General features: G+C 61.1%; 21 protein-coding genes. 18 read left to right on the top strand and 3 right to left on the bottom strand.

The genetic code is table 11. The annotated features are described in order from the left end of the window. Window position 1: 1 nt before the first annotated feature. Window positions 2–1,000 (bottom strand): dTDP-glucose 4,6-dehydratase, encoded by a 999-nt coding sequence (gene rfbB, locus AB4Z15_RS14525; protein ID WP_442005327.1) that lies wholly within the window; start codon window positions 998–1,000, stop codon window positions 2–4. Between the two features lie 53 nt (window positions 1,001–1,053). On the opposite strand from rfbB, the gene rfbA reads away from it, so the two are divergent. Then, entirely contained in the window at window positions 1,054–1,920 is an 867-nt protein-coding gene (gene rfbA, locus AB4Z15_RS14520; protein WP_442017824.1) for a glucose-1-phosphate thymidylyltransferase RfbA, read from the top strand. Between the two features lie 12 nt (window positions 1,921–1,932). On the opposite strand, the gene AB4Z15_RS14515 is transcribed toward rfbA, so the two are convergent. Next, window positions 1,933–2,865, bottom strand: coding sequence for an aldo/keto reductase (locus AB4Z15_RS14515; RefSeq protein ID WP_442017823.1), 933 nt, complete (start codon window positions 2,863–2,865; stop codon window positions 1,933–1,935). Between the two features lie 51 nt (window positions 2,866–2,916). Here AB4Z15_RS14515 and AB4Z15_RS14510 point away from each other — a divergent pair, with 51 nt between their 5' ends. Further along, the gene (locus AB4Z15_RS14510) at window positions 2,917–3,750 is read left to right on the top strand and encodes an undecaprenyl-diphosphate phosphatase (RefSeq protein WP_442005324.1); all 834 of its coding nucleotides are present in this window, start codon (window positions 2,917–2,919) and stop codon (window positions 3,748–3,750) included. Window positions 3,751–3,765: 15 nt separating this feature from the next. After that, on the top strand, window positions 3,766–5,043 hold the full coding sequence (gene mshC / locus AB4Z15_RS14505; protein WP_442017822.1) for a cysteine--1-D-myo-inosityl 2-amino-2-deoxy-alpha-D-glucopyranoside ligase: 1,278 nt from the start codon (window positions 3,766–3,768) through the stop codon (window positions 5,041–5,043). On the opposite strand, the gene AB4Z15_RS14500 is transcribed toward mshC, so the two are convergent. Continuing rightward, complete coding sequence (locus AB4Z15_RS14500) at window positions 5,040–5,945, bottom strand: PAC2 family protein (protein ID WP_431115281.1); 906 nt, start codon at window positions 5,943–5,945, stop codon at window positions 5,040–5,042. The two genes, mshC and AB4Z15_RS14500, sit on opposite strands and share 4 nt — an antisense overlap. 122 nt (window positions 5,946–6,067) lie before the next feature. Between AB4Z15_RS14500 and AB4Z15_RS14495 the strand changes: the two genes are divergently transcribed. From AB4Z15_RS14495 to tatC, 15 genes are all read left to right on the top strand, one after another. Then, on the top strand, window positions 6,068–6,787 hold the full coding sequence (locus AB4Z15_RS14495) for an HAD family hydrolase (protein WP_442017821.1): 720 nt from the start codon (window positions 6,068–6,070) through the stop codon (window positions 6,785–6,787). Continuing rightward, window positions 6,788–7,951 (top strand): site-2 protease family protein, encoded by a 1,164-nt coding sequence (locus AB4Z15_RS14490; protein WP_442017820.1) that lies wholly within the window; start codon window positions 6,788–6,790, stop codon window positions 7,949–7,951. It abuts the gene before it with no gap. A 119-nt stretch (window positions 7,952–8,070) separates the two neighbouring features. Further along, the gene (locus tag AB4Z15_RS14485; RefSeq protein ID WP_442017819.1) at window positions 8,071–9,159 is read left to right on the top strand and encodes a tRNA (adenine-N1)-methyltransferase; all 1,089 of its coding nucleotides are present in this window, start codon (window positions 8,071–8,073) and stop codon (window positions 9,157–9,159) included. Between the two features lie 96 nt (window positions 9,160–9,255). Continuing rightward, the gene (gene arc, locus AB4Z15_RS14480; protein WP_442017818.1) at window positions 9,256–11,067 is read left to right on the top strand and encodes a proteasome ATPase; all 1,812 of its coding nucleotides are present in this window, start codon (window positions 9,256–9,258) and stop codon (window positions 11,065–11,067) included. A gap of 50 nt (window positions 11,068–11,117) precedes the next feature. Continuing rightward, the gene (dop, locus tag AB4Z15_RS14475; RefSeq protein ID WP_442017870.1) at window positions 11,118–12,737 is read left to right on the top strand and encodes a depupylase/deamidase Dop; all 1,620 of its coding nucleotides are present in this window, start codon (window positions 11,118–11,120) and stop codon (window positions 12,735–12,737) included. A 117-nt stretch (window positions 12,738–12,854) separates the two neighbouring features. Further along, window positions 12,855–13,058 (top strand): ubiquitin-like protein Pup, encoded by a 204-nt coding sequence (locus tag AB4Z15_RS14470; RefSeq protein ID WP_216925702.1) that lies wholly within the window; start codon window positions 12,855–12,857, stop codon window positions 13,056–13,058. A gap of 80 nt (window positions 13,059–13,138) precedes the next feature. Then, window positions 13,139–13,948, top strand: coding sequence for a proteasome subunit beta (prcB, locus tag AB4Z15_RS14465; RefSeq protein WP_442017817.1), 810 nt, complete (start codon window positions 13,139–13,141; stop codon window positions 13,946–13,948). Window position 13,949: 1 nt separating this feature from the next. Beyond that, window positions 13,950–14,657: a proteasome subunit alpha gene (gene prcA, locus AB4Z15_RS14460; RefSeq protein WP_431115289.1), complete on the top strand. Its 708-nt coding sequence runs from the start codon at window positions 13,950–13,952 to the stop codon at window positions 14,655–14,657. A gap of 1 nt (window position 14,658) precedes the next feature. Continuing rightward, complete coding sequence (gene pafA / locus AB4Z15_RS14455) at window positions 14,659–16,023, top strand: Pup--protein ligase (RefSeq protein WP_224164420.1); 1,365 nt, start codon at window positions 14,659–14,661, stop codon at window positions 16,021–16,023. 129 nt (window positions 16,024–16,152) lie between these two features. Next, complete coding sequence (locus AB4Z15_RS14450; RefSeq protein ID WP_442017816.1) at window positions 16,153–17,082, top strand: FKBP-type peptidyl-prolyl cis-trans isomerase; 930 nt, start codon at window positions 16,153–16,155, stop codon at window positions 17,080–17,082. An 87-nt stretch (window positions 17,083–17,169) separates the two neighbouring features. Beyond that, the gene (locus AB4Z15_RS14445; RefSeq protein ID WP_216925697.1) at window positions 17,170–17,565 is read left to right on the top strand and encodes an FKBP-type peptidyl-prolyl cis-trans isomerase; all 396 of its coding nucleotides are present in this window, start codon (window positions 17,170–17,172) and stop codon (window positions 17,563–17,565) included. 98 nt (window positions 17,566–17,663) lie between these two features. Further along, the gene (locus AB4Z15_RS14440) at window positions 17,664–19,703 is read left to right on the top strand and encodes a helix-turn-helix transcriptional regulator (protein ID WP_442017815.1); all 2,040 of its coding nucleotides are present in this window, start codon (window positions 17,664–17,666) and stop codon (window positions 19,701–19,703) included. Between the two features lie 9 nt (window positions 19,704–19,712). After that, entirely contained in the window at window positions 19,713–20,063 is a 351-nt protein-coding gene (locus AB4Z15_RS14435; RefSeq protein ID WP_442017814.1) for a hypothetical protein, read from the top strand. A gap of 36 nt (window positions 20,064–20,099) precedes the next feature. Continuing rightward, window positions 20,100–20,369, top strand: a complete 270-nt coding sequence (tatA, locus tag AB4Z15_RS14430; RefSeq protein WP_442017813.1) for a Sec-independent protein translocase subunit TatA — start codon at window positions 20,100–20,102, stop codon at window positions 20,367–20,369. A gap of 6 nt (window positions 20,370–20,375) precedes the next feature. Beyond that, window positions 20,376–21,212, top strand: a complete 837-nt coding sequence (gene tatC / locus AB4Z15_RS14425; RefSeq protein ID WP_442017812.1) for a twin-arginine translocase subunit TatC — start codon at window positions 20,376–20,378, stop codon at window positions 21,210–21,212. Window positions 21,213–21,218 lie beyond the last annotated feature (6 nt).

The raw sequence follows: 21,218 nt of genomic DNA, 5'->3' as shown, positions 1-21,218 counted from the left end.
GCTAATGGCCCTGTTCGGCGTACTTGTTTTCGGTCACGGCTTTTTGGGGTCGCCACCAGTCCTCGTTCTCCACGTACCAGCGCAAGGTGTCGGCCAGCCCCGCGTTGAAATCCTTGTAGCGGGGGGCCCACCCAAGTTCCGTCCTCAATTTGCTGGAGTCGATCGCATACCGCAGATCGTGGCCCGGCCGGTCCGTCACGAGATCGTAGGCATCCGGCGACTGGCCATCCATGGAAAGCAGCAATTCCACCACTTCCCGATTGGAATGTTCACCGTCAGCCCCGACCAAGTACGTTTCACCGATCCGTCCCCGCTCCAGAATCGCGAGGACAGCCGATGAGTGGTCTTCAACATGGATCCAGTCCCGCACGTTCCTGCCCTCGCCGTAAAGACGCGGACGGGTCTGGTCCAGAATATTTGTGATCTGCCGGGGGATGAACTTCTCCACATGCTGGAACGGCCCGTAATTGTTCGAACAATTACTGATGGTTGCCTGCAGCCCGAAGGAACGGATCCATGCGCGCACCAACATGTCCGATCCCGCTTTTGTGGCTGAGTAGGGGCTGGTGGGCCGGTACACAGAGCCCTCCGTGAACCGGTCCGGATCGTCCAGTGCGAGGTCGCCGTAGACCTCGTCCGTGGAAATGTGATGGAACCGCGTGCCGTAACGGCGTGCTGCCTCGATCAGGGTGAATGTCCCTACCAGATTCGTATCGATAAACGGCCTGGGATCTTCGAGCGAGTTGTCGTTATGCGATTCAGCGGCGAAATGGACCACGGCGTCCGTATCGGCCACCAGCGTGTCCACCAGTGCGGCATCACAGATATCTCCCCGGACGAAGTCCAGGCGACCAGCCGGCAATCCGGCCAAAGACTCTTCGTTGCCGGCGTAGGTGAGTTTGTCCAGGACCGTGACATGGAGCACAGTGTGCTCCATGATGTAGTGGACAAAGTTGCATCCAATGAATCCGGCCCCGCCGGTGACAAGGATTCTCTGCATGGCCATAGCGTAGCCGTCAATTACGGCTAAGTGCAGCGGGAGGGACAGCAAATATGCGCGGGATAATTCTTGCCGGCGGCACAGGTTCCAGGCTTCATCCCATTACGCTTGGCATCAGTAAGCAATTGGTCCCGGTCTTCGACAAACCAATGATTTACTACCCCCTGTGCACGCTGATGCTGGCTGGAATCCGTGACATCCTGATCATCACCACACCGACTGATGCCCCTCAGTTCGAGAATCTCCTGGGGGATGGATCCCAATTTGGGATAAACCTCAGCTATGCACTGCAGCCGACACCGGATGGCCTGGCCCAGGCATTCATCCTGGGGGAGCAGCACATTGGCAATGGCAAAGTAGCGCTCATCCTGGGGGATAACATCTTCAACGGTCCCGGAATGGGTAACCAATTCCGCAAGTACGCCGACGTCGAAGGCGGCGCCATATTTGGTTACTGGGTCAAGGACCCGAGTGCTTACGGCGTCGTGGAATTCGATGACGATGGTCTGGCCGTCTCCATCGAAGAAAAGCCCACGTCCCCAAAAAGCAACTATGCGGTCCCGGGACTGTACTTCTATGACAATGACGTCGTCGCCATGGCAAAAAACCTCCAACCTTCCCCTCGAGGGGAGCTGGAGATCACGGACATCAACCGGCAATACATGGAGCTAGGCAGGCTCCACGTACAGAAATTCCCCCGCGGGACCGCCTGGCTGGATACGGGAACCTTCAGCGACCTCAACGATGCGTCAAACTACGTCCGCACCACCGAGAACCGGCAGGGCCTGAAGATCGGAGCGCCGGAGGAGGTGGCCTGGCGAATGGGATACCTGAACGACGAAGAACTCCGCCAGCAGGCTTCCAAGCTCGCCAAGAGTGGCTACGGCAGCTACTTGTTGGACATCCTCGACCGCCAGTAAGGACCTCGGGGGCTATGCCGCCGAGACGTCTTCCAGGGCACGCGCAATCTCGGCCGGGAGAACCGTCAACTTGGCATCCAGCAATTCCTTGAGCTGGACGGCGTTCCGGGCTCCCACTATCGCCGTGGCAACGCCGGGACGGGAAAGCAACCAACTCAGCGACACGTCCAGGGGCGATCGTCCCAGCCCCCGGCCGGCCATGGCGACGGCCTCCACTACCCGTGATGCCTTCGGTTCAAGGTATGTCTCCACATAGGCAGCAAGCCTGCTCTGCGCGGCACGGGAATCCGCGGGAATCTGGCCCCGGTACTTTCCGCTCAAGACACCACGGCCCAGGGGAGCCCAAGCCATCAGGCCGAGACCGGCATCCTCCACGGCAGGAATGAGCTCTTCCTCCGGCTTTCGCTGCACCAGGGAATATTCGGACTGGTTGGCTACAAGCGTGAAACCAGCCACTGCCGCCGCTTTGGCTGTCTGCCACCCGTTGTAATTGGAAATTCCCACATAGCGGGCACGTCCTGACCTCTGTGCGAGCTCCAGCGCTGACAGAGTCTCGTCCAAGGGAACATTCGGGTCCCACTCCTGAACGAACCAGATATCGAGATAGTCGGTTCCAAGCCTTGCCAGGCTTGCGTCCAAGGCCGAGAGCAGGGCACCGCGTGATGCGTTGATGCTGCGCCTGGATTCCGACGACGAAACACCGGCTTTGGTTGAGATCACGACTTCCGAACGGGATACGACATCACCCAACATGGAGCCAAGCATGGCCTCAGCCTGGCCCTGGGCATACGACGCAGCGGTGTCGATGACGGTGCCGCCTGCGTCCACGAAAGCGTGAAGCAACTCCGCAGCGTCCTGCTCATCCGTCTCCTGCGCCCAGGACATTGTTCCGAGGGACAAAGAGGAGACACGGAACCCGCTGTTCCCGACATAACGCTGCTGCATGCTGATAGCTTACGGGGAGTTCCCAGTCTTCATGACGTAGGGTCTATTCACGTGAACTGGATAGAAGCAGCCTTGTTGGGCCTGGTGCAAGGCCTCACCGAATTCCTCCCGATCTCCTCAAGCGCCCACTTGCGGATCGTGGGCTCATTCCTTCCGAATGCAGCCGATCCCGGAGCCGCCTTTACGGCCATTATCCAACTGGGTACGGAAACGGCGGTCATTGTCTATTTCTGGCGCGACCTCGTGCGGATCATCGGGGCCTGGTTCAGGTCCCTGAGTGGGAAAGTCCCACGAAACGATCCGGACGCCCGAATGGGATGGCTGGTAATCCTGGGCAGCCTCCCCATCATCGTGCTCGGCTTGTTGTTCCAGGACCAGATCGAGTCGGTCCTGCGAAGCATGTGGATAGTTGCCACCATGCTCATTGTCTTCGGCATGATCCTGGCAGTTGCCGACGCCATTGGCTGCCAGGAACGGGATCTCACACAGCTCAGCTATAAGCACGGCATTCTGTACGGCCTTGCCCAGGCGATGGCCCTTATTCCGGGCGTTTCGCGTTCCGGCGGAACCATCACTGCCGGGCTGCTGATGGGGTACACGCGTGAAGCTGCGGCCCGCTACTCGTTCCTCCTCGCCATTCCGGCGGTTTTCGGCAGCGGCCTCTACCAGCTCTACAAAACAGTTTCCAAGGAGGGGCTCGCCGGTCCCTACGGCCTTCCGGAGACGGCACTGGCCACAGTCATCGCTTTCGTGGTGGGCTACGTGATCATCGGCTGGTTCCTGAAGTTCGTCTCCACACGCAGTTACAGGCTCTTTGTCTGGTACCGCATCCTTCTTGGCCTGGCCTTGTATGTCCTGCTCGGTTTCAATGTGATCAGCGCGTAGCACTAAGGTTGAGTCGTGAAATCGTGGACTTCCCGCCCTGTTCCTGAGCTGCCCGGCAGCATGCCGCAACTACGCCTCTTCGACACCGCCCTCGGCCGCGTCGTGGAGATAGAGCCGCAGCCGGAACAATCGATGTACGTCTGCGGCATTACGCCGTACGACGCGACGCACATGGGCCACGCCGCCAGCTATGTAGCCTTCGACCTCCTCAACAGGGCGTGGCGCGATGCCAGGATCCGGGTGGACTACGTTCAAAACGTTACGGACATCGACGACCCGCTGCTTGAACGCGCCACCGCCACCGGCGTGGATTGGCGCGACCTGGCGCAGAGCCAGATTGAACTGTTCCACACCGATATGGACGCCCTGAACGTCCTTGCCCCCAATCACTACATCGGCGCAGTCGAAGCCATTCCGGATATTGTGCCGGCGATCGAGCGGCTTATTGCGGACGGCGTCGCCTACCGCGTACAAGGTACTGATGGGGAGCCCGACGGCGATGTCTACTACGACGTCGAAATGGCCGGCAAACGATCCGACGCCACGGACGCATGGACTCTGGGCGACGTTTCAGGTCTCGGCGAAGCGGAAATGCTTGCCCTTTTTGCAGAGCGCGGGGGCGATCCGGACAGGGCAGGCAAACGCCAGGCGCTCGACCCCTTGCTCTGGCGGGTAGCACGCGAAGGAGAACCCAGCTGGCCGGGGGCCACCTTGGGCGACGGCCGTCCCGGGTGGCACATCGAATGTACGGTCATCGCCCAGAAGTATCTCCCCGCACCATTCACCGTGCAGGGTGGCGGCTCGGACCTCATCTTTCCCCACCACGAAATGGGAGCAGGACACGCCTACTCGCTGGCGGGCGTTCCGCTCGCCCGACACTATGCCCACGCCGGCATGGTGGGCCTCGACGGGGAAAAGATGAGCAAGTCCAAGGGCAACCTGGTACTTGTCTCCAAGCTCCGCGCCGCCGGAGAAGAACCAGCGGCCATTCGCCTTGCAATCCTCGCCCACCACTACCGCTCGGACTGGTCCTGGACCGATGAGGACTTTGCGGCAGCAAAGGACCGGCTCGCCCGGTGGCGCAATGCCCGCGACGCCGCCCCTGCCGGTTCGGCCGCAACACTCGTCGCCGCCATGCGCCTGGAGCTGGCCAATGACCTCAACGCTCCCGGAGCCATTGCCGCCGTCGATCGCTGGGCTGATGAGGCATTGAAGAACAACTCCCCGGTGTCTGCGCTGGACGCCGCACTTATGGGCGATGCCATCGACGCGCTGCTCGGCGTGGAGCTTTAGGGCCGGTCCTTACCGCGCCGCTTCAAATACCGCTCGAATTCCCGGGCAATGGATTCGCCCGATGCTTCCGGGAGGTCCGCTGTGTCTTTGGCCTCCTCCAATTGGCGCACGTACGCGGCAATCTCAGGATCTTCGGTGGCAAGTTCGTCTACTCCGCGTTCCCAGGCCTCGGACTCTTCCGCCAGGGCTTGGCTGTCCAAGGGAACCTGGAGCAGGTCCTCGATCTTGTGAAGGATGGCCAGTTGGGCTTTGGGCGAGGGCGGTTGTGCGACGTAGTGGGGGACTGCTGCCCACAATGAAACCGTTGGCAGCCCTGCCAGCATGGCAAACTCGGCCAGCACACCCACAATGCCCACGGGCCCCTCGTATTGGGAGGCCTCCAGGTTCAACCGTTCCCGCAGTGAACTGTCTTCCGTGGTGGTGCTTACAGGAATAGGCCGGCTGTGCGGAACGTCGGCCAGCAGCGCCCCCACAAGAATGACCGAGTCCACCTTCAGCGCTTCGGCGTGGACCAGGAGTTCGGTGGTGTAGGCGCGCCAACGGTATGAAGGTTCTGTGCCCAGAACAAACACCACGTCCACGTTGCTGTCCGGAACTGATGCTTTGTAGATCCGCGTCGAGGGCCATTTGACCTTGCGCGCACCAGAGGACGTACGCCGCACGGTGGGCCGGGTGAATTGGAAGTCGTAGTACTCCTCGGCGTCCACTGTGGCAACCTTCTTGCCGTCCCAGAGCTTGTTCAAATAGTGCAGCGCATCGCTGGCGGCCTCGCCGGCGTCGTTCCAGCCTTCAAACGCGGCGATCATTACGGTGACGCGCTGGCCTTCCGCGGGTTCCTTAAGGAAACGCTCGGGCTCCGCGGTGATGTCCTGTCCTTCGGGGGTCCCGTCCACACTGTTCATCCACTCACCCTACGTCCAAGACCCTTGTGGATGCATGGCATTTCGACGCGAAGCGTGTCCTGTATTCGCCCACAGCGCAAGCCCGGCCGGAAGCGCCCCGGCTTCCACGTAGACTTGAAACCATGCCTTCGTCATCCAGTCAGCCCCTCCTCAAAGCCGTGCTCTGGGACATGGATGGCACCCTAGTGGACACTGAGCCCTACTGGATCGCCGCCGAGCGCGCACTCGTGGAGGCGCATGGTGGGAGCTGGTCACACCAGCAGGCCATGCAGTTGGTGGGTCAGTCCCTGCTGCACTCGGCCGCAGTGCTCCAAGCTGCAGGAGTCCGCCTCGAAGCCCGGGAAATTGTGGATACCCTCAGCGCACAGGTGATCATGCACGTCCGCAATGAAGTTCCCTGGCGCCCAGGAGCACGCGAGTTGCTGGACGAATTACACCAGGAAGGCATCCGGTGCGCCTTGGTCACAATGTCCGAGGGGCCCCTGGCTGGCGTCATCGTCGAAAGCCTCCCCAAGCCCTACTTCGAATTCCTGGTCACGGGAGACACGGTCGTCAACGGCAAACCGCATCCGGAGGCCTACCTCACGGCTGTTGAACGGCTTCGGCTCGATGACCCGTCGCTGACTATCGATCACTGTGTTGCCTTGGAAGATTCTATTCCGGGCGCTACGGCTGCCCTGGCATCCGGCGTACTGACAGTGGGCATCCCGCATCAGGTTCCGCTGCCCGAGTATCCAGGCATGGTCATGTGGGAAACCCTGGTGGGCCGGTCCGCAGCAGACGTCAGCCAACTGGTTGCCGACCGCTTTGCACCGGGAAACCTGCTTGAAGGGGCAAACTAGGTGAGCAGCTCCTCCACGCCACACCATGCTGTTACCAAAAAGGACGGCATCCCGCTCGGAAAAATCGCGGGAATCTCCGTGTACCTCGCGTACTCGTGGTTCGTTATCGCCGGCTTCACCGTCATCGTCTATGGGCCTGCCCTGCTGGTGCGAATGCCCAACCTGGGCATCTGGGCCTACTTTGTGGCCCTCGGCTATGCCTTGCTGCTCGCGCTCTCTGTCCTGGTCCACGAGCTTGCGCATGCGCTCAGCGCCAAAATGTTCAACTGGCCCACGGAAAAGATAGTCCTGAATCTGTGGGGCGGGCACACCCAATTCGAGAGCTTCACTGCATCGCCGGGACGCTCTGTCATCGTTGCCCTTGCCGGACCGGTTTCAAACTTTGTCCTGGCCGGCGGCATGTGGGCTGTCCTTTCTTCAGGCATCCTCGGTGGCGTCGCGGAAATCCTGGCAAACATCCTGATGTGGGCCAACCTCCTTATTGGCATCTTCAACGTTCTTCCCGGTTTGCCCTTGGATGGCGGCCGCTTGGTGGAGTCGGCGGTATGGAAGGCCACGGGCAGCCAGGACAAGGGAACCATAGCGGCAGGATGGTCAGGCCGCGTCATCGTCGCCGCACTTGTCATTTGGTTCATCGGAGTGCCGTTCCTCACCGGAGCGCCCCTTGACATCAGCCTCATGCTCATCACGGTCCTTGTGTGTGGCTTCCTGTGGATGGGCGCATCGAGCTCAATCAACCATGCAAAACTCCGCAGCCGCCTTTACCTGGTGAGCGCGGCCGGGCTCGCGGAGCCCGCAGTGGGCCTCCCGAACGCGGCTACTGTGGCGGACGTCCTGGTGGTATCACCTGCCGGGAGTCCCGCCGTCGTGATTTGTGGACCTGACGGTAAACCGCAGGGAGTGGTGGATCCCGGCGCAGCTGCCGCGGTCCCTCCCGATGCAATAGCGACGACGCCGGTTACCGCCGTGGCGCACGCCCTGGCAGCCGGAGCCTATGTCCCGGAATGGTCCAAGGGGCAGGAGTTGATCCAGTATCTGGCGCGGCTGGAGGGTGGCGAATACGCTGTGGTGGACCACAACGGAACCGTGACCGGGTTGCTGCGCCAGCAGGCAGTAGTGACTGCGATTACAGGTAAAGAAGCCCGGGGCAGCGGGCGCGCCTAGCACCCTTGCCGGTAGAGTTACCTGCCGGTCCATAAAACAGACAAAACAAACCAACCTTTTCGGCGCCCATACGGCAGCAACACATGGCGGCGCAGCCGCCCAGGAGCGAGGAACACCACATGAGCAGCGAAACCGCCGCGGCTGAGACAAGCGCAGGCACTGTCACGGGCACGGATCAAGGCACCGACAAGCCAGCCACTGACTCTGCCACGCAGCCAACAGGGGCAGCCCGGCGCCGTGGTCCTTTCCGGGTGGGCGAGCGGGTGCAGCTCACGGATGAGCGTGGCCGCATGAACACCATCACGCTTGAGGTTGGGGGAGCTTTTCATACCCACCGCGGGTTCCTGAACCACGATGAAATCATCGGCAAGGTTGATGGCTCAGTGGTCAGCAACAACATTGGTCAGCAGTACCAGACGCTGCGTCCCCTGCTCTCGGACTTTGTCCTGTCCATGCCGCGTGGTGCCGCTGTCGTCTATCCCAAGGATGCCGGCCAGATTGTCACGATGGCTGATATCTTCCCGGGTGCGCGCGTCGTTGAAGCCGGCGTGGGCTCCGGTGCGCTGTCCATTTCCCTGCTGCGTGCAGTAGGTGACGGCGGCTACCTCCATTCCTTTGAGCGCCGCGAAGAATTCGCGGATATCGCACGGGGGAACGTCGAGACGATTTTCGGTGGCCCGCACCCCGCGTGGCAGATCTCCCTGGGTGACTTCCAGGAAGAGGTGGTCCGTGCCGAGGCACCTGGCTCCGTAGACCGTGTAGTGCTGGACATGCTTGCTCCCTGGGAGTGCCTTGACGCTGTGGCAACGGTCCTGGCCCCCGGTGGTGTCTGGATCAATTACGTGGCGACTGTGACGCAACTTTCCCGCACCGCCGAGGCCATCAGGGCTGACGGACGCTTCACCGAGCCGGATGCCTGGGAATCCATGGTCCGCGGCTGGCACCTTGAAGGACTCGCAGTGCGCCCCGATCACCGCATGGTGGCCCACACAGGATTCCTCCTGGTCACCAGGCGGCTCGCTGACGGAGTCACTGGGATCTCCGTCAAGCGTCGCCCTTCCAAGACCGAGTTCAGCGAAGAAGACCTGAACGCCTGGACTCCGGGAGCAGTAGGGGAGCGTGCCGTATCAGATAAGAAACTCCGGCGCGCCGCACGTGATGCCATCGCCGGAACCAACGTCCAGGACGATCCCTCGGTCACAAACTGAAAAGGTCACAATAGGGTCCGCATTCCGGATGTCACCAAGCACCCTGAGCTTTTCGGGACTAAGGTCTTGTTAAGCGCAGGAAGGGGCTGATGAATCGTGGATACGTCGAACAACAACGACATTGGACGGCCGACGCCGGAGGAAGCTAACGCCGCAGCTGAAGAGGCAGCAAACCGGAGGCTTGCCGCCATCCAGCCGCCCGACCCATCCAGTGAATTGACCGTGGCCGAACGCCAGATCAACATCCTCCGGGACAAGCTTCGCCACATCGACCGTCAGCTTGCAGCCGCCACCCAGAACAACAGCAAGCTCGTCAGCATGCTTGAAACGGCCAAGAGCGAGATCCTCCGTTTGAAGGGTGCTTTGGAGCAGGAAGGCCAACCGCCCTACAGCTTCGGAACAGTGGTTCAGATCAACCCCCGCAGGCAGCCAAGCCCAGGCAGTTCCGGGCAGGCCGCCACGGAGGAATCCGTGGACATTTTCAACGCAGGCCGCAAGATGCGCGTTGGCATCAGCCCGCTGGTGAACGTCAACCAACTGGCCGTAGGCCAGGAAGTCCTTTTGAATGAGGCTCTGCTGGTGGTTGCCGGCCTCGGCTACGAGCGGGCGGGTGAACTCGTCACGCTCAAGGAGATGCTGGGCAAGGACCGCGCGTTGGTAGTTGGTCGCGCGGACGAGGAGCGAGTGGTCCGGCTTTCCGGAGCGTTGCAAAGCGTGCACCTGAAGGTGGGAGACGCGCTGTCACTGGATTCGCGCACCGGCTACGCGCTGGAGAAAGTCCCGCGCGCTGAGGTGGAGAACCTTGTCCTGGAAGAAGTCCCGGACATTACCTATCAGGACATCGGCGGCCTCGGTCCCCAGATCGAACAGATCCGTGACGCTGTTGAACTCCCGTTCCTGCATCCGGACCTGTACCGGGAACACGGGCTCAAGGCGCCCAAAGGCATCCTGCTCTACGGTCCGCCAGGTTGCGGCAAGACCCTCATCGCCAAGGCCGTGGCCAATTCCCTGGCAGCCCGTGCCGCTGAGCGCGCCGGCAACACCGACCTCAAGAGCTACTTCCTGAACATCAAGGGTCCTGAGCTTCTGGATAAGTACGTCGGCGAAACCGAACGGCATATCCGGCTGATCTTCTCCCGTGCCCGCGAAAAGGCGTCCGATGGCAGCCCCGTAGTGGTTTTCTTCGATGAAATGGACTCGCTGTTCCGGACCCGTGGCACCGGTGTGTCTTCCGACGTCGAAACCACCATCGTCCCGCAGCTGCTCAGCGAGATCGACGGCGTGGAGCGCTTGGACAACGTGATCGTCATTGGTGCCTCAAACCGCGAGGACATGATCGATCCCGCGATCCTTCGGCCGGGCCGCCTTGACGTAAAGGTCAAGATCCAGCGTCCTGATGCTGAAGCTGCTGCAGATATTTTCGGCAAGTACATCACCACGGACCTGCCTTTCCACGCACAGGATCTGGCTGAGTACGGCGGGGACGTCCAAGCCACTGTCGACGCCATGATCCAGCGCACGGTGGAGGCCATGTACTCCACCGAGAAATCGAACGAATACCTTGAAGTTACGTACGCCAACGGTGACACCGAAATGCTTTACTTCAAGGATTTCAACTCAGGTGCCGTAGTCCAGAACGTCGTGGACCGGGCCAAGAAGTACGCCATCAAGGACCTGCTGACCAACCATCAGAAGGGTCTGAGGATCGATCACCTGCTGCGTGCAGTGGTGGATGAATTCCGGGAACACGAGGACATGCCGAACACCACAAACCCTGACGACTGGGCACGGATCTCAGGGAAGAAGGGTGAACGGATCACGTACATCCGTACGATCGTGCAAGGCAAGGCCGGCCAGGAACCTGGCAAATCGATCGAGACCACAGCCAACACGGGCCAGTACCTGTGACGGCCAAAACCGAGGGCGTGCCCGGGGACAGGTTGCCTGTGGGCGGCGCCATGCGCGTCATGGGTTCAGAAACCGAGTACGGAATCCATGCGCCATCGGCGCCGGGGGCGAATGCCACCATGATGTCCGCCCGGATCATCCAGGCCTACGCCACGGTCACGCGCCAACGTGCTGCCGGGGGGGCGGAAACCCGTTGGGACTACACCGACGAAGAACCTTTACATGATGCCCGCGGTTGGACCGTGGACCGGGCGTCCGCCGATCCCAGCCAGTTGACTGACCAACCGCCTGTGCTCGACGCCGAGGCAGTCGCGTTGGCGTATGGCCGCCAGGAACTGGAACTGGACGGCCAGGACGAGTCCGGTTCGCTCCTCATGAACATGGTCCTCGGGAACGGTGCCCGCCTTTACGTGGACCATGCACACCCGGAGTACTCCAGCCCTGAAGTCACCAACCCGCGGGATGCGGTGGCCTGGGATGCGGCCGGCGATCTCGTCGCACTTGCCACGGTGAGGAAAGTAGCGGCAGACACCAGCCTTCCGCCGATCAATCTCTACAAGAACAACACTGACAACAAGTCAGTGTCCTATGGCTCGCACGAGAACTACCTCATGCCGCGTTCCGTTCCCTTTGGCGACATCATCCGCGGTCTCACACCATTCTTCGTGTCCCGGCAGGTGATTTGTGGAGCCGGACGTGTGGGGATCGGACAGGACAGTTCCACTGCCGGCTACCAGATCAGCCAACGGGCAGACTTCTTCGAGGCTGAGGTGGGCCTTGAGACCACTATCCGACGCCCCATCATCAACACCCGGGACGAGCCCCACGCTACGGCGGATAAGTACCGGCGGCTGCACGTCATTATCGGCGATGCGAACCTCAGCCAGGTTTCCAACTACCTGAAGTTCGGCACCACGGCCATGGTTCTCAGTCTCATTGAGGCTGGCCAAGCGCCCCGGATCGAGGTCCACGAACCGGTTCAGGCGCTGCAGGCCATCAGCCATGACACAACCCTGACCACCACGGTAAGACTGCTCGACGGACGAAGAGTGACCGCCCTGGACATCCAGTGGATGTACTACGAGGCCGCCGCAAAGCTGGCGCAAGAGACCGGAGTTGCCGATTCCGTCACTGGCGACGGGCACACGCATGGCGTCCTTGAGCGCTGGGAATCCACCCTGTCACTGCTGGGCAGCGACCCCGCCGCTGCGGCATCATCCGTGGAGTGGGTAGCCAAGAAGTCCCTCATTGAGGGGTACCGGAACCGGGACGGCCTTGGTTGGGACAATGCCAGGCTCGGGCTGGTTGATCTCCAATGGTCCGATATCCGCCCGGAGAAGGGCCTTTACTACAGGATGCTGTCCAGGGACAGGATGATCCGGATCGTCGACGACGCCGATATCGGCAGGGCGGTGAGTGAACCGCCGTCGGACACGCGCGCGTATTTCCGCGGAAGGTGCGTTTCAAGCTTCGGCAAAGACGTTGTTGGCGCCAGCTGGGACTCTGTCATCTTCGATGTTCCGGGACTTGGGAAACTGCAGCGTGTCCCCACCCGGGAACCGCTTCGGGGAACCCGGGCGCTCACTGGAGCCCTCTTTGACCGGCATCAGGAGGCTGGCTCGTTCCTGGCCGAATTGCTGGGCCAAAAACCGCCGCCACCCAAGGAATGAGTCGTTCAGGCCGAAGGGAAAATGGTGCCCCGGCAAAGCCGGGCGCAGCAGCCCTCGGCGTGGCAATATGGCAGTAGGAAGTCCCCACAAACGGGGGCTGACAGTAGGGAGAATGAAATGGCAGCTCAGGAACAGCAGCAACCGCAGTCACGGGACACCGAGACTGAAGTGGACGTCCCGGAGGCCCCACCGGCAGCACCCGAAGCCCAAGCCTCGGATGCGACGCAGGGTGTGGATGATCTCCTTGACGAAATCGACGGCGTCCTGGAATCCAACGCTGAAGAGTTCGTCAGGGCCTTCGTCCAAAAGGGCGGCCAGTAAGCGGACCCGGACAAACTATGTACTGCCCGGCCGGCGCGAGGCCGCCGGGCATCGGAATGCAGAGTCGAAGGAGTGCAGCAATGCAGGACCCATCAACAGGCCCCCTGGCCACCCAGGCAACGTCTTCATTCACGGAGCACCTTCAACGCTCGCGTCCCGAACTCCTTCCTTTCAACCAAACGTTGCCAGCCGGCACCGTACCGTCCTCGCCGCACGCAACCACCATTGTCGCCTTGACGTATGCCGGCGGTGTGCTGATGGCGGGGGACCGGCGGGCAACCATGGGAAACGTGATCGCCAGCCGGCACATTGAGAAGGTCTTTCCCGCGGACCAGTATTCGGTTCTGGGTATTGCCGGTACCGCTGGCCTGGCGATCGACATTACGCGGCTCTTCCAGGTGGAACTGGAGCACTACGAAAAGATTGAGGGCACGCTCCTTAGCCTCGTCGGCAAGGCCAACCGATTGGGTGCGATGATTCGCGGCAACCTGCCCATGGCAATGCAGGGAATGGCCGTCATTCCCTTGTTTGCCGGTTTCGACCAGGTATCGGGCACCGGACGGCTTTTCTCCTACGACGTAACCGGTGGACGCTACGAAGAACAGGAACACCATTCAGTGGGTTCCGGTTCTGTTTTTGCACGTGGGGCCCTGAAAAAACTCTGGAAGCCGAACCTCTCGGAAGAACAAGCCGTTGCCGTCGCAGTTGAGGCCCTCTACGACGCCGCGGACGACGACTCCGCAACGGGCGGCCCGGATCCCGTCCGCCAGCTATGGCCAGTGGTTTACACGGTCAACCGTGCGGGTAATCGCCGGGTACCTGAACGGGACCTGGCGGCGATAGCCGGTGCCATCGTCGAATCCCGTGCCATCGCCGGACGGGAGGCCTGACATGACGCAGCAGTTCTATGTCTCGCCTGAACAGCTGATGAAGGACCGTGCGGACTTCGCACGGAAAGGGATTGCCCGAGGACGTTCAGTAGTGGTGATCAGTTGCGCTGATGGCATCGCACTGATTGCTGAGAACCCGTCACCTTCGCTGCACAAAATCGGCGAGATCTACGACAAAATCGCCTTCGCGGCAGTGGGCAAGTACAACGAGTTCGAAAGCCTGAGGCAGGCAGGGGTACGGTATGCGGATGTCCGTGGCTACTCGTACGATCGCGAAGACGTGACCGCCCGGGGACTGGCCAGCGTCTACGCGCAGAGCCTCGGAGCCGTTTTCACCGCAGAACAAAAGCCCTTCGAAGTGGAACTGGCCGTTGCGGAAGTCGCCCCGACCCAGGAGCAGGACCACCTGTACCGGCTCACCTTTGACGGTTCGATTGCCGATGAGAACGGCTTCGTGGTGATGGGCGGACTTGCCGATCAGATTTCCGACGTCGTGAGCGGGGCTTGGGAGCCTGAGCTTGGTTTTGCCGGGGCGATGAGATTGGCTTTGCGCGCTTTGGCGACAGACAAGGAAGCCGATGCCCTCCCGGCGACCGCCGTCGAAGCCGCAGTCCTGGACCGCGCTTCGGAGAGTCACAGGGGTTCCCGCCGGGCTTTCCGGCGTCTGCTTCCCGAGGACATGACACAGTTGCTCACAGAGGAGGCTTGAGATGGACAAGCGCATATTCGGCATCGAGACGGAGTTTGGAATTTCCTATTCCAGCCCCGACTCCCGTCCTTTGGCCCCCGAAGAAGTGGCCCGCTATTTGTTCCGCAAGGTGGTGAGCTGGGGCAGGTCTTCCAACGTCTTCCTGACCAACGGTTCACGCCTTTACCTGGACGTTGGTTCGCACCCGGAATACGCCACCGCGGAATGTGACGACCTCGCGCAGCTCATCGCCCACGACCGCGCCGGCGAGCTCATCCTGGACGACCTCGTCGATGAGGCCCAGGCCCGCCTCGCTGCAGAAGGTTTCAACGGCACGGTGTACCTCTTCAAGAACAACACCGACTCCGCCGGAAACTCCTACGGCAGCCACGAAAATTACCTCATACCCCGCCGCGGTGAGTTCTCCAGACTGGCTGAAATCCTCATCCCGTTCCTGGTGACTCGTCAGCTCATCGCAGGGGCCGGCAAAGTCCTGAAGACGCCCCATGGTGCAACTTTCGCCTTTTCGCAGCGGGCGGACCACATCTGGGAAGGCGTCTCCTCCGCCACCACCAGGTCACGCCCCATTATCAACACCCGTGACGAGCCGCATGCCGACGCCGAGTTCTATCGCCGGCTCCATGTGATCGTGGGCGATTCCAACATGTCCGAAACCTCGGCACTGCTCAAGGTGGGCACGGTGGACCTCATCCTGCGCATGATCGAGGCAGGGGTGATCATGCGGGACATGCGAATGGAAAACCCGATCCGGAGCATCCGGGAAATTTCGCACGACCTCACGGGCAGCGCCTTGGTCCGCTTAGCAAACGGCAGGCAACTTTCGGCGCTCGATATCCAGCGGGAGTACCTGGCAAAGGTCACAGAGTTCGTGGCCGCAAACGGCGCACACAATGCCCACGTGCCGCTTATTCTGGACCTGTGGGAGCGGACCCTGGATGCGATTGAAAGTGGCGATACCAGCACGATTGACACCGAGGTGGACTGGGCGATCAAGAAGAAGCTGATGGACGGTTACATGCGCCGGCACGATCTCAGCCTGGACTCGCCACGCATCGCTCAATTGGATCTCACCTATCACGACATTTCCCGGCAGCGCGGCCTCTTCTTCCTGCTGCAATCACGGGATGCCGCGCGGCGTTTGGTCCCGGAAACCGAAGTGAAGGACGCCGTGGACACGCCCCCACAGACAACCAGGGCCAAACTGCGGGGAGATTTCGTCCGAAGGGCGCAGGAGCTTGGACGCGATTACACGGTGGATTGGGTACACCTGAAGCTCAACGACCGCGCACACCAGACGATCCTTTGCAAGGACCCCTTCCGTAGCGTTGACGACCGCGTCGATGCGCTGCTGGACTCCATGGGCTAACCGCCTTTCTGAGCGGACTCCCAGCTTCACGCGCTATTCTGGACTGTGGCCTCTTTCCAAGAGGCCATTGCCTTGGATCTGCGATGCGCCTTTCCGAGTGTCCTTTGCCCCGACGAAAGTGTCTTTTTTGTGCGCCGACTCCTAGCAATTCTTCTTCCTGCCCTGCTGCTCATCACTGCGTGTGGGGGAGGGGGCACGCCAGCCGCCGAGCCCACCAGCCAGTCATCCGGCGATGTCTCCAAACTCGATTCCGTGAAAGTGACGGACAACGGCGATGATAAGGCCCCGGGTCTGGACTTCACCAAGCCGCTGACCGTCGCTGAACCTACCATCAAGGTAGTCAGCGAAGGCAACGGCGAGCGTATCAAGGCCGGCCAGGTTGCCGAGCTCGCATACATCGCCGTAGATGGCAATGACGGCAAGACCGTTGAAGACGTCTACAAGAATGGCCCCCAGCCCATTGAGCTGAATGACGAGCTGAAGAAGGGCAACGAGCTGATCTACAACGCCATTGTTGGCGCCAAGATCGGTTCACACATCGCGTTCGCCGCGCCGGGCTCGGCCGCTGCGGGCGCGGCCGCCGGCTCGACGCAGTTGGTGGTTTTCAAGCTGCTTTCCGCTAAGGAAGCGGCTCCGGTCCTGTCGAAGCCGGAAGGCGAGACAGTCACCCCTCCGGCTGGGCTCCCCACCGTGAAGGAAGACGACAAGGGCGTCCCTCAGATCTCCGTCGACGGCGCAGCCGCTCCCAAGGAACTCATCGCGCAGGACCTCATCAAGGGCTCCGGCGCTGCCGTTAAGGCCACTGATACCCTCACCGTGAATTACGTGGGCGTCAATCTCGTGGGAGGCCAGAAGTTCGATTCGAGCTTTGACCGGGGGCAGACAGCAAGCTTCGCACTTTCCGGTGTCATCAAGGGCTGGACCCAAGGTCTGGAAGGCAAGACTGTTGGCTCCCGCGTCCTTCTGGTGATCCCGCAGGACCTTGCTTACGGCGCGGCCGGACAGGGTGACGCCAAGGGCGATCTCGTGTTCGTCGTTGACATCCTCGGCATCAAGTAGGCAGCCACCTGATCAGGGACTGGCTAAGCTGGTTCCTGACACCATTCCTCCCTCACACCCATTCGTCCCCCAAAGCAAGGAGCAACCATGTCATTTGGTCAGCGTGACTTCGACCGCACCAAGCCGGAAATCGACTTCCCGGAAGGCGATGTTCCCACCGAACTCGTCATCACGGACCTCATTGAAGGTTCCGGCGCCGAGGCAAAAGCCGGCGATACCGTTTCCACCCACTACGTTGGCGTCGCCTGGTCTACCGGCGAAGAGTTCGACGCTTCCTGGGGCCGCGGCGCTCCGCTGGACTTCCGTGTTGGCGTGGGCCAGGTCATTCAGGGTTGGGACCAGGGCCTGCTGGGTATGAAGGTTGGCGGCCGTCGCCGCCTGGAGATCCCTTCAGAACTGGCGTATGGATCCCGTGGCGCCGGTGGAGCAATCAAGCCCAATGAGGCCTTGATCTTCGTCGTTGACCTCGTAGCTGTCCGCTAGGGCAGAAAGCTTCCTGCCAAGGCGCGTTACCTTCCGGCTTTGCCGGGCCGGTGACGCGCCTTGCTGCTTTCGCCCAGGACTTTAGTAACGTAGCAAGCGTGTCCGCTTCCCGCACTGAACGACTCCTGAATCTCCTGCTTGCCTTGCTCAATACCAGGGTGGGCCTTCCGCGCTCTGTCCTGCGGGAGAAGGTCTATCACGGCTCCGCTGAAAACGACGTCGCCTTCGGGCGGATGTTCGAGCGCGACAAAGTGGATCTGAAGCAGTTCGGCTTTGAGATCGAGACCCTCACCGACCCCCGCAGTTTCGGGTCCGACGATCCCGCATCAACCCGCTACCGCATCGGCAAGGATTCCAACAGGCTTCCTGATGTCAGCCTGACTCCCGCTGAATCCACTGTCCTCCTCCTTGCCGCCCAGTTGTGGGAACGCGCTGCTCTCGGCAACGCCGCAGTCAACGCTGTCCGCAAGCTTCAGGCCGCAGGCGGATTTACCGACGTCGACCTGCCTGCCGGTGTCCAGCCGAGGATCAAGCCAGCGGGACAAGCATTCGACGACGTCGTTGGAGCCATGCACGGCCGGCATGCGGTCCGCTTCGGGTACCTCGCCGGAAGCACCGGGCGTGAGGAATTGCGCGAGGTAGAACCTTGGGGCCTGGGGAGCCGGTTCGGGCAGTGGTACCTCGTGGGGTTTGACCGGGGGAGGGAAGCCAAGAGGATTTTCAGGTTGTCACGCATGACCACCGCCGTCTCAGTCATACCAAGCAGTTCCTTTGAGCCCCCTGCCGGTTTCAACGCCCGGGCGGAGCTGGATTCGCTCAACGAACTTCCCGTGCAGCAGGCTGTCATGGACGTAGACGCCGGACGACTTCTCGCCCTGCGCAAACGTTCTGATTCCATCGGCGCCGGGAAGGAACCGGCTGAGAAGGGGGCGGACGGCCGGGACAGGCTCGTGGTGGACTTCCGGGATCCCGAGCAGTTCGCCGAAGAGCTGGCCTCGTATGGCCCCCACGTCAAAGTGGTTGAACCTGCCGAGCTGCGTGCCGCCGTCGTACGCCGGCTCAAAAGCGCTGCGGAATTCAATGCGTCTCCGGCCATCCCCGTGGAGTTCCCCGAAGCTGCGCGCGCGCAGCGATCAAGGAAACGCACGTCCGAAGACCAACTCACACGCATGCTGCAACTGGTGCCCTTCCTCGTCCACCATCAGGGCCTGCACGTACAGGAGGTAGCCGACCGTTTCGGCATCAGCCGCAAAGCACTTATTGACGACCTAAAAATCCTGATCTGTTCCGGGCTGCCCGGAGGCTACCCGGACGACCTCCTGGACATCCAATGGGAAAACGACCATGTGTACATCACGGAGCATTTGGACCTGAACCGTCCTGTTCGCTTCAGCGAGGACGAAGCCGCGGCGCTGCTGACTGGATTGTCCATGCTCGGCGATCTCCCCGCACTTGCGGGTTTGCCCGAAGACGAACCGGGCAGCGCCCTGGAGTCTGTGACCATCAAATTGACCGGTGCCGCAGGACAGGCCGGACGCTTGGCCGGGGCCGTTGCAGGCCAGTCGGTGGCGCCCGAGCAATCGGAAGCCTTCGCCACCATCACGCACGCCATCAGGGACGGCCAACAACTGCGCCTGAGCTACCTTTCCCCTCAAAGAGATGAAGTGACCGAGCGCGACGTGGACCCCCTGCGGCTCTACTCCATGGACAATACCTGGTATTTCGAGGCCTACTGCCATAGCAAGTCGGGACTCAGGAATTTCCGCCTGGACCGTGTGCAATACCTGGAACCCAATGGCCGTCCTGTCTCCGGGACGGCGACTGCTGATGCAGACTTTCCGGCAAGGCTCTTCACGCCCAGTGATGATGACGTCCTGGTGGTGCTTGAGTTGACCCGGCAGGGCGCTGGCCTGGCTGACGACTACTATGCCGAACGCACTGCGGAATTGCCCGACGGCGGGCTGCTCGCCGAAGTGCGCTTTGGAAATGTGGAGTGGTTACCGATGTTTGTGTCCCAACATGGAGGGACGGTGCGGGTGTTGGACCCCGCGGAGTTGCGTCAGGAAGTCCAAGCGTGGCTCACGGCGGCGCTTGCCCAATACGGCGAAGTTTCCTCGTCGGACAACGTGGCTGGCTAGACTACTCAGATGCCTTGGTGGTTTTGGATCCTGTTGTGGATCGCGCTCATAGCCCTGTCGTTGCTCCTTCATGTGACCCTTGGTTTTCGGCTGTTCAGGAAATTCATGGCCACTGTTCACGAATTAGGAGACGCCGGGAAACGTTTCAGCCATGTCTCTCCTGCCGCAGAAACCTCCGATGTTGAGGCCCCCGAGCGCCACCTGGAGCCGGGATCCGCAATTTTTGCCTCGCCGGAGCAGATGCGTCATGATTACCTGACGGCCAAAGCCTTCCGCCAGGAAGTTCGTCGCCAGAAGCGCGTTCAGCGCAAAGCAGAGCGGGGTCAGCCCCAATCCCTGCACGACATTGAATTCAGATAGACGTAGGATGTATCCAAAAGGAAAGGACCTCCCCACATGAGGCTCGAAGGCTGGCATCTCATCATCATCATCGTCTTGGCTCTGGTGCTTTTCGCTGCACCGAAGCTGCCGTCCATGGCGCGCAGCATTGGCCAGTCGATGCGTATTTTCAAGTCTGAAGTCCGGGAAATGAAGAAGGACGGTTCCTCCGAAAAGAAGGAAACCCAGGACCCCTCTGACGCCGTCGAAGGCAGGGTTGTAGACCACCCGGACGTGAAGGCCAAGAACAACGGCGAGACCGACGTTCCGCCCGCCAACCGCGTCTAAGAAGAAGTGGTAGAGACGAAGGGGCGCAAGGCCAACCCCGAAGCCCGGATGGCACTCCTTGACCATCTCAAGGAGCTGAAGAACCGGCTCTTCAAGGCTGCCATCGGCGTTATTCTTGGGACGGTGCTGGGCTTCATCGTCTATCAACCCCTCTTGGAAGCTTTGATCAAGCCGATCAAGGACCTGAACGCAAAAGAAGGCCGCGCCGCCAGCCTCAACTTTGATGGCGTAGCCAGCTCATTCGACCTCATGGTCCAGGTCTCCGTATTCCTGGGCGTGATTCTTTCCAGTCCTGTCTGGATCTACCAGTTGTGGGCATTCATAGTCCCGGGCCTGCACAAGAAAGAGCGCAGGCTGGCTCTGTCGTTTGTAGCAGCTGCAGTTCCGCTCTTTATCGGTGGTGTCCTGCTGGCATGGCTGGTGCTGCCCAACGCCGTACGTGTCCTCACGGACTTCACACCTACCGGCGCTTCAAACTTCATTAGTGCCGAAATCTACCTTGCGTTTGTCCTGAGGCTGCTTCTGGCTTTTGGAATCGCCTTCCTGGTGCCGGTGGTCCTGGTTGGGCTGAACCTGGCCGGAATCGTCAAGGGCAAGCAATTGGTCAAAAGCTGGCGGATTACTATTTTCCTGGTCTGCCTGTTCGCGGCCATGGCGGCCCCAGGTGCAGATGCCATGAGCATGTTCTACTTGGCGGCGCCCATGCTGCTACTGTTCTTCGCTGCCATCGGCATTTGTCTTTGGAACGACCGCCGGCGGGAACGCCGCGCCATCAAGCGCGCTGCTGAGACCGAAGCCACGGCAGATATTGCCACCCCGGCCTCGGATCTGGAGAATCTCTAGACCTCA

Source organism: Paenarthrobacter sp. 2TAF44, from assembly GCF_052114885.1.
Taxonomy (GTDB): Bacteria; Actinomycetota; Actinomycetes; order Actinomycetales; family Micrococcaceae; genus Arthrobacter.
The sequence above is the reverse complement of the archived record's forward strand: the minus strand, read 5'-3'. Positions and strand labels throughout refer to the sequence as shown.